The sequence below is a fragment of the Streptomyces roseochromogenus subsp. oscitans DS 12.976 genome, from assembly GCF_000497445.1.
Lineage (GTDB): Bacteria > Actinomycetota > Actinomycetes > Streptomycetales > Streptomycetaceae > Streptomyces > Streptomyces oscitans.
The window spans coordinates 7332354-7340672 of the sequence record NZ_CM002285.1; the positions used below are offsets into that span (position 1 = coordinate 7332354).

Genomic DNA, 8319 nt, shown 5'->3' on the forward strand with positions numbered 1-8319 from the left:
CGTCTTGCCGGTGCCGGGCGGCGCCACGAGCACGGCGGTGCCGGCGCTCTCCAGGGCATCGGCGAGGGCGGGCAGGGCGGAGCGCACGGGCAGCGCGTCCAGGGCGTCGTAACGGATCACGTCCCCAGTGTCGTACGACGGCGAAAACCGCCCCCACGCGCGCGTGGGCGCCGGCGCCGGCTCAGTCGCGCTCGCACACGAAGACGGCCGTACCCGGGATCAGGCTCCCGCGCAGCGGCGACCAGCCGCCCCACTCCGAGGTGTTCCAGGACGGCCACTCCGGCTCCACCAGGTCCACCAGCCGGAAGCCGGACGCGACGATGTCCCGGACGCGGTCGCCGAGCGTCCTGTGGTGTTCGACGTAGACCGCGCGGCCCTCCTCGTCCTGCTCCACGTACGGCGTGCGGTCGAAGTAGGACGAGGACACCGACAGGCCCTCGGGGCCCGGCTCGTCCGGGAACGCCCAGCGGATCGGATGCGTCACCGAGAACACGAACCGGCCACCCGGCCGCAGCACCCGGCGCACCTCGCGCAACACCAGCCGCGGGTCCGCGACGAACGGCAGCGCTCCGTATGCCGAGCAGGCCAGGTCGAAGGAGCTGTCCGCGAAGGGCAGCGCGCCGGCGTCCGCGCAGACCAGGGGAAACGATCCGCCGATTCGCAGGGCGTGCTGCAGCTGGCGGTGCGACAGGTCCAGCGCCACCGGGCGGGCGCCCTGGGCGGCCAGCCAGCGCGCGCACTGCGCCGCGCCCGCGCCGAGCTCCAGGACGTCCTTGCCCTTCAGCTCCTCCGGCGGGCCGAGCAGCTCGGCCTCCACCTCGTCCAGGCCCTCCGGGCCCCAAACGAAGCGGTCGTCGCCGAGGAACGTGCCGTGCTCGCTCTGGTACTCGTCCGCGTTGCGGTCCCACCAGCCCCGATTGGCCCGTGAGCTCTCCGCGACGCCGGCATCACGTCGCGTGGCCTCCGGCTCGGACGCCTCGGGTCGTTCGGGCTCGTACGCTTCCGGCTCTTGGATGATCGGCTCCCTCGTCGTACTCTTCCGTCCAACCCTTCAGGGGTCCGCCACGGAAGTGGTCCCGTCGGCCTGCGTGGCCTCAAGGGACGTTTCTTCTGCCGGATATGCAGCGATCTGCCCCGGGTGTGCGCCTTCGCGCATTGACCCTGTCCGGCTGCCCCCGTATGCTACAAGTTGCGCTGCGGGCCTGCGCACCTCAGACGTAGCAGGCTGCGCTCGCATCTGTATGTATGTCCCCTCGGTTTTCGAGGCGCCACCGGGCACCCGGTGTCCATATGGTGGCGCTTCCTTGGCTGTCCGGCTTCTGCAGAGCGAAACGGGCTCCCGGCGTAAGCAGTACCTACGACTTCAATGTCCGTACCGGAGCCCTTTCCCACATGACGAGCAGCACCGAGACCACCGCCACCACCCCGCAGGTAGCGGTCAACGACATCGGTAACGAGGAAGCCTTCCTCGCCGCGATCGACGAGACGATCAAGTACTTCAACGACGGCGACATCGTCGACGGCGTCATCGTGAAGGTCGACCGGGACGAGGTCCTGCTCGACATCGGTTACAAGACCGAAGGTGTCATCCCGAGCCGCGAGCTCTCGATCAAGCACGACGTCGACCCGAACGAGGTCGTGGCCGTCGGCGACGAGATCGAGGCCCTGGTCCTCCAGAAGGAGGACAAGGAAGGCCGCCTGATCCTCTCGAAGAAGCGCGCCCAGTACGAGCGTGCCTGGGGCACCATCGAGAAGATCAAGGAAGAGGACGGCATCGTCACCGGTACCGTCATCGAGGTCGTCAAGGGTGGTCTCATCCTCGACATCGGCCTCCGTGGCTTCCTCCCGGCCTCCCTGGTCGAGATGCGCCGCGTCCGCGACCTCCAGCCGTACGTCGGCAAGGAGCTCGAGGCCAAGATCATCGAGCTGGACAAGAACCGCAACAACGTGGTCCTGTCCCGCCGTGCCTGGCTGGAGCAGACCCAGTCCGAGGTCCGCCAGACGTTCCTCACGACCCTGCAGAAGGGTCAGGTCCGCTCCGGTGTGGTCTCCTCGATCGTCAACTTCGGTGCCTTCGTGGACCTGGGTGGCGTCGACGGTCTGGTCCACGTCTCCGAGCTGTCCTGGAAGCACATCGACCACCCGTCCGAGGTTGTCGAGGTCGGCCAGGAAGTCACCGTCGAGGTCCTCGACGTCGACATGGACCGCGAGCGTGTCTCCCTGTCGCTGAAGGCGACGCAGGAGGACCCGTGGCAGCAGTTCGCCCGCACCCACCAGATCGGCCAGGTCGTGCCCGGTAAGGTCACGAAGCTGGTTCCGTTCGGTGCGTTCGTCCGCGTGGACGAGGGCATCGAGGGTCTGGTCCACATCTCCGAGCTGGCCGAGCGCCACGTGGAGATCCCGGAGCAGGTCGTCCAGGTCAACGACGAGATCTTCGTCAAGGTCATCGACATCGACCTCGAGCGCCGCCGCATCAGCCTCTCGCTGAAGCAGGCCAACGAGTCCTTCGGTGCCGACCCGGCCTCGGTCGAGTTCGACCCGACCCTGTACGGCATGGCCGCGTCCTACGACGACCAGGGCAACTACATCTACCCCGAGGGCTTCGACCCGGAGACCAACGACTGGCTGCCGGGCTACGAGAAGCAGCGCGAGGAGTGGGAGCGCCAGTACGCCGAGGCGCAGGCCCGCTTCGAGCAGCACCAGCAGCAGGTCATCAAGTCCCGCGAGGCCGACGCGGCTGCCGCCGCCGAGGGTGGCGAGGCTGCGGCTCCGGCCGCGACCGGTGGCTCGTACTCCTCCGAGGGCGCGGACACCTCCGGTGCGCTGGCCTCGGACGAGGCGCTGGCCGCGCTGCGCGAGAAGCTCGCCGGTGGCCAGAGCTGAACGCTAGCCGCTGAGGCTTAGCCGATAGCTGGTTCTTGAGGGGCCGTACCTTTCGGGGTGCGGCCCCTCAAGCGTGTTCGGGGGCCGTGGCGCTTGTCGTTCGGCCGCGGGTGGTCTGTGGTTGCGCGCGCAGTTCCCCGCGCCCCTCAGGGAGTTGCGGTTGCCCACGCTCTCCTTCGTACCGCCCCCGAGATCCTGATCAACGGCGTGTCGTGGGAATGCCCGTCATCCGAGGCGTGTTGACGATGACGAACACGAGGAGGAGCGGTCACAGTGCTTGATCCGCAGGGTTTGTACGCATGGGAGCCGAAGGGCCTCGCCGTTGTCGACATGGCGCTCGCCCAGGAGTCGGCCGGCCTTGTCATGCTCTACCACTTCGACGGATACATCGACGCGGGTGAGACCGGGGACCAGATCGTCGACCGGCTGCTCGACTCGCTGCCCCACCAGCTCGTCGCCCGTTTCGACCACGACCGGCTCGTGGACTACCGCGCCCGTCGGCCCCTGCTGACCTTCAAGCGGGACCGCTGGACCGACTACGAGGTGCCCGCCATCGAGGTCCGCCTGGTCCAGGACGCCACGGGCGCCCCGTTCCTGCTGCTGTCCGGTCCCGAGCCCGACGTGGAGTGGGAGAGGTTCGCGGCGGCCGTACAGCAGATCGTGGAGCGGCTCGGCGTCCGCCTGTCGGTGAACTTCCACGGCATCCCCATGGGCGTTCCGCACACCCGCCCGGTGGGTCTCACCCCGCACGGCAACCGCCCCGACCTCGTCCCGGGCCACCGCAGCCCCTTCGAGGAGGCCCAGGTGCCCGGCAGCGCCGAGTCACTGGTCGAGTTCCGCCTGATGGAGGCCGGGCACGAGGTCCTGGGCGTCGCCGCGCACGTCCCGCACTACATCGCCCGCTCGCCGTACCCGGACGCCGCCCTGACCGTTCTGGAGGCCATCACGGCCGCCACTGGGCTGGTGCTGCCGGGCATCGCGCACTCGCTGCGCACCGACGCGCATCGCACGCAGACGGAGATCGACCGGCAGATCCAGGAGGGCGACGAGGAACTCACCGCGCTGGTCCAGGGCCTGGAGCACCAGTACGACGCGGCCGCGGGCGCCGAGACCCGGGGCAACATGCTCGCCGAGCCGGTGGAGATCCCGTCGGCCGACGAGATCGGGCGCGAGTTCGAGCGGTTCCTGGCGGAGCGGGAGGGCGACCACTGACCTCCGCCGGGCCCGCTGTCAGTGGCAGGGCCTAAGCTTCCGCTCATGCTGAAAGTGGGCCTGACCGGTGGGATCGGCGCCGGCAAGAGCGAGGTGTCACGGCTGCTGGTGGAGCAGGGGGCCGTGCTCATCGACGCGGACCGCATCGCGCGCGAAGTCGTGGCACCGGGCACCCCCGGCCTCACCGCCGTGGCCGAGGCGTTCGGCACGGACGTCCTCACCGCCGACGGCAGCCTGGACCGGCCCAAGCTCGGTTCGATCGTCTTCGCCGACCCCGAGAAGCTCGCCGTCCTCAACTCGATCGTGCACCCCTTGGTGGGCGCCCGCTCCCGCGAGCTGGAGGAGACCGCGGCCGCCGACTCCGTCGTGATCCACGACGTACCCCTCCTCACCGAGAACGGCCTGGCACCGCTGTACGACCTCGTGGTCGTCGTGGACGCGAGCCCCGAGACCCAGCTCGACCGGCTGGTCCGGCTGCGCGGGATGACCGAGCAGGACGCACGCGCGCGTATGGCCGCGCAGGCCAGTCGCGAGCAGCGCCGCGAGATCGCGGACATCGTGATCGACAACGACGTACCTCTGGACGCGCTGCGCAAGCGCGTCGCCGAGGTGTGGGAGGACCTCGTACGGCGGGCCCGCGAGCGTTCCGCGGAACAGGACTCGGAATAGCGGCCCCCTCCGCGGGCGTTGAAACCCTGCAGTGAGGGAAGGACTCTGCCGTGCCCGAGACCAGCGGTTCCACCGGACGTACTCCAGAGACGCATGTCATCGACTTCCGTGCGGCTGAGCATCTGCTCAACTCACGGGACCCACAGGGCGCGGTGAAGCTGCTCGATGGAGTCATCGCCGCGCATCCCGAGAACACGGCGGCCCGTCTGCTCCGCGCGCGTGCGTTCTTCGCCGCCGCACAACTGCGGCCCGCCGAGCTGGAGTTCACGATCGTGCTGGAGCGCGAGCCGGACAACGCGTTCGCGCACTTCGCACTGGCCCGCACCTATGAACGCCAGGGCCGCTCCGACCAGGCCAAACGCCACTTCCGGCTCGCGGCCGCGCTGGACCCCAACCCGCAGTATCTGAAGGCCGCTCGCTTCGACGACTGAGCGGCGACCGCACGCATGTGCCGCGGCTGCCTCTGGCTCTCGGTACATCACGGGTGCCGGTGGCTCGGTGGATCACGATGCCGTCGGCCTCGGCCGATCATGGATGGCGGTGCCGCAGTCGATCACGGATGGCGGTGCCGTGGTGGCCCGGGAACGGTGGTCCGCTCTCCGGTGGCGGGTACGGCGGCACGTCACGGCCCGGCTGATAGTGCGGGCCCTGGCGGATGTGCCGGAGGATCATGGCCATGTCGACGGTCACCACCAGCCACAGCACCCCGCAGGCCGCCGCCCAGCCGGGGCGCCCGACGAGCGCGAACGCCGCCGTGCCGAAGACCGACCAGACCAGTCCCCACACGCTCAGCCAGAACCGCGCCCGCAGAGCACTGCGCGCGGTCGCCGGTTCACTGCCCGTACGCATCGGATCACCACTCCTTCTTGCAACGTACTCTTCGGTGACGACGTTCATCAACGGCGCCCGACCGCCGCTCATCGAACTCGTCCGCCGCTCGCCGAAGGGGGAAACCGATGCTGCCGGACGCCGACGACCTGCCCGAACTGCTCCTCGACCTGGCCGTGCCGCACGAGGACATCAACGCGCTGGTGGCCCTGCGGTCCCGGGTCACCGGTGACCCGGGCGCGCTGAGACTCCTTGAGCAGTGCGTCGAGGAGGTGTTCCGCGGACCGGAGGGGACCGGTCACCCACCCGACCTCGCCGAACTGTTCGCCGCGGCGCCGGCCGGGCTGAGCGGCACCTTCGCCGTGTACGTCTTCGTCGCCGCGCTCCCGCGCACCCTCGCCCGGCACCGGGAACGCGGCGTATCGCCGGAGGTCTCCCGGCGTACCCTTGCTGACCTGGGCCGTCAGGTTGCGGTGCATCGCAGACGGCACGGCACGACCGGGGTGAACGCGCGGTGCTGGCTCGTCCGCCACTTCCGCGGCGAACTGTTCCAGCTGGGCCGGCTGCAGTTCGAGCGGGCGCGGCTCGGGCAGCGCTCGGCACCGGTGCTCGCGGCGGCCGGGCTGGACGCCGTCCCCGGCACGTCCTGCCTCAACCTGCACATCCCCGACTTCCACGGCCCGCTTACCCCGTCCGCCTGCGACCGTTCGCTGGCCTTGGCCCGTGAGTTCTTCGCCCGGCACTTCCCCGAGGAGCGGCCGGTCGCGGCGCTGTGCCATTCCTGGCTGCTCGACCCGCAGTTGAAGCGGTACCTGCCGGCCGACTCCAACATCGTCCGCTTCCAGGAACGCTTCCGCACCGCCCGTGAGGACACCGAGCCGTCCGACACCGAACCCGTCCAGTTCGTCTTCGGCGACCCCGGCCTGCCGGTTGCGGAGCTGCCGCGCCGCACGTCCGTGGAGCGGGCCGTGGGGGACCATCTGCGGGCGGGCGGCCACTGGTACATCGGGCACGGATGGTTCCCGTTCCGGACCGAGCCACCTCTTGCTGACTAGCCGGGGTTGCCCCGCGGCGGCGAAATAGCTCGAACGGGTGAACCGAGGCCGAACGGGAACGGGCGTGCGGAGGCGGGCCGTTGTTCGGGCATGAGCGTCGAAATGCGTGAGGGATACGAGGGCACGGGACCCGGTGCGATCACCCCGGACGGCTGCGCGGTCGAGCTGTACGAGCGGCTGCCGGTGGGCGAGGAGCCGCACATCATCGCCGCGGCGGTACCGGCCGGGGCGCACATCCTGGAGCTGGGCAGCGGAGTGGGCCGGATGACCCACCCCCTGCTCGACCGCGGCTTCACGGTCACGGCGGTGGACGAGTCCGCCGACATGCTGAGCCGGGTCCGCGGGGCGCGCACGATATGCGGCCCCATCGAGGAACTGGACCTGGGCGGCGAGAAGTTCGACGTGGTGATGCTGGCGTCGTTCCTCGTCCACGCCGGCGACGAGGAGGTCCGCAGAGGCATGCTGCGCACCTGCGCCCGGCATGTGAGGGAGGGCGGCTGTGTGCTGATCCAGCGGGAGGGCGAGGACTACCACACGAACGTGCCGAGGGAGCGCGTCGACCCGAGCGGCTTCACCATACGGATCGCCTCGGTCGAGCCTGCCGGAGACGGAGTGAACTCGGTCCACGCGGAGTATGTCTTCCCGGACGCGGCCTGGACTCAGACGTTCCTGGCCCGGCCCCTGACGAAGGAGCAGTTCGAGTCGGCACTGGAGGAAGCGGGACTGGAGGTGGACGCGTATCTGACACCGGACGGGACATGGGTGCGGGCGGTGCCGAAGGCATAGCGGGTACTGGGTCGCATCGGCTGGCCGGAGAGCGATGAGTTCCCGGACCGCGTGGGGTCTACCTCGGTGAAAGCAACCGGCACCGCTTCCCCCAGGAGACCCTCATGTCCGAGACCACCGCCTCTGCCGCCCCCATCGCTCCCGTCGCCTCCACCGGCTCCCTCAGCGGCCGGAGGCGCGCGGCCCGGATCGCGCTGCGGTCCTTGCAGGTGCTGCTCGCGCTGTTCTACGGCATCGCCAGCGCATTGCCCAAGCTCATCGCGTACCCTGCGGCCGTCGAGTCCTTCGACAAGATCGGCTGGGGCAGCGGGGCCATGTACACCATCGGCGCGCTCGAACTCGCCGGAGCCGTCGCGCTGTTGATCCCTGTGCTCCAGTCCGTGGCGGCGATCGCGCTCAGCGCTCTCATGGTGGGCGCGTTCATGGTCCAGCTCACGGTCTTCCACGGCCAGAACGCGGCAACCCCGCTGATCCTGATCGTGCCGCTCGCCCTGATCGCCTGGGCCCGACGCGGGCACAACGGGGAACTGCTGCGGTGGGCGCGGCGCCGGTGACCCTGGCACACAGCACCGGCACCGCCGACCGGGCGCGGGGGCCTGGCCGGCGGTGCCGGGGTGTGGCGAGGGGGTGACGCCTACGGGTGAGGGCTCTGGGCCGCCGTCCTGGGGTACACCGGCCGGGCCCGCCGGATGCGGATGTGCCGCGCTTGCAGGTCCCGGATCCGCCATGCCTACCGATCCAGCGGTCGTGGATCCGCCGTGCCTGCTGGTTCCGCCGGACGTGGATCCGCCGGGCCCGCCGGACTCGGATCGGCCCTGCTCGCCCGTCCCCGGATCGGCCGGGCTTGCCGGTCCCGGACCAGCCCTGCTCGCCCGTCTTCGCATCA

General features: G+C 70.2%; 9 protein-coding genes. 7 read left to right on the forward strand and 2 right to left on the reverse strand.

Going from position 1 to position 8319, the window contains the following annotated elements:
* Positions 1-181: 181 nt before the first annotated feature.
* On the reverse strand, positions 182-1018 hold the full coding sequence (locus tag M878_RS49430) for a class I SAM-dependent methyltransferase (RefSeq protein ID WP_078630457.1): 837 nt from the start codon (positions 1016-1018) through the stop codon (positions 182-184).
* Between the two features lie 374 nt (positions 1019-1392).
* On the opposite strand from M878_RS49430, the gene rpsA reads away from it, so the two are divergent.
* From rpsA to M878_RS81310, 4 genes are all read left to right on the forward strand, one after another.
* Positions 1393-2883 (forward strand): 30S ribosomal protein S1, encoded by a 1491-nt coding sequence (gene rpsA / locus M878_RS81295; RefSeq protein ID WP_023551529.1) that lies wholly within the window; start codon positions 1393-1395, stop codon positions 2881-2883.
* A gap of 273 nt (positions 2884-3156) precedes the next feature.
* Positions 3157-4095, forward strand: coding sequence for a PAC2 family protein (locus M878_RS81300; RefSeq protein ID WP_031226419.1), 939 nt, complete (start codon positions 3157-3159; stop codon positions 4093-4095).
* 45 nt (positions 4096-4140) lie between these two features.
* A complete protein-coding gene (coaE, locus tag M878_RS81305) occupies positions 4141-4764 on the forward strand; it encodes a dephospho-CoA kinase (protein WP_031226421.1) in 624 nt (207 codons plus the stop codon).
* 50 nt (positions 4765-4814) lie between these two features.
* Positions 4815-5195 (forward strand): tetratricopeptide repeat protein, encoded by a 381-nt coding sequence (locus tag M878_RS81310; protein WP_023551532.1) that lies wholly within the window; start codon positions 4815-4817, stop codon positions 5193-5195.
* A 97-nt stretch (positions 5196-5292) separates the two neighbouring features.
* Here M878_RS81310 and M878_RS81315 read toward each other — a convergent pair whose 3' ends face one another.
* The gene (locus M878_RS81315; protein ID WP_023551533.1) at positions 5293-5613 is read right to left on the reverse strand and encodes a DUF6343 family protein; all 321 of its coding nucleotides are present in this window, start codon (positions 5611-5613) and stop codon (positions 5293-5295) included.
* A gap of 107 nt (positions 5614-5720) precedes the next feature.
* On the opposite strand from M878_RS81315, the gene M878_RS81320 reads away from it, so the two are divergent.
* The 3 genes from M878_RS81320 (at position 5721) to M878_RS81330 (ending at position 7987) form a co-directional block, all read left to right on the forward strand.
* Positions 5721-6647, forward strand: a complete 927-nt coding sequence (locus M878_RS81320; RefSeq protein ID WP_023551534.1) for an acyltransferase domain-containing protein — start codon at positions 5721-5723, stop codon at positions 6645-6647.
* A gap of 102 nt (positions 6648-6749) precedes the next feature.
* The gene (locus M878_RS81325; protein ID WP_023551535.1) at positions 6750-7433 is read left to right on the forward strand and encodes a class I SAM-dependent methyltransferase; all 684 of its coding nucleotides are present in this window, start codon (positions 6750-6752) and stop codon (positions 7431-7433) included.
* Between the two features lie 104 nt (positions 7434-7537).
* Entirely contained in the window at positions 7538-7987 is a 450-nt protein-coding gene (locus M878_RS81330; protein WP_023551536.1) for a DoxX family protein, read from the forward strand.
* The last annotated feature ends 332 nt before the right edge of the window (positions 7988-8319 follow it).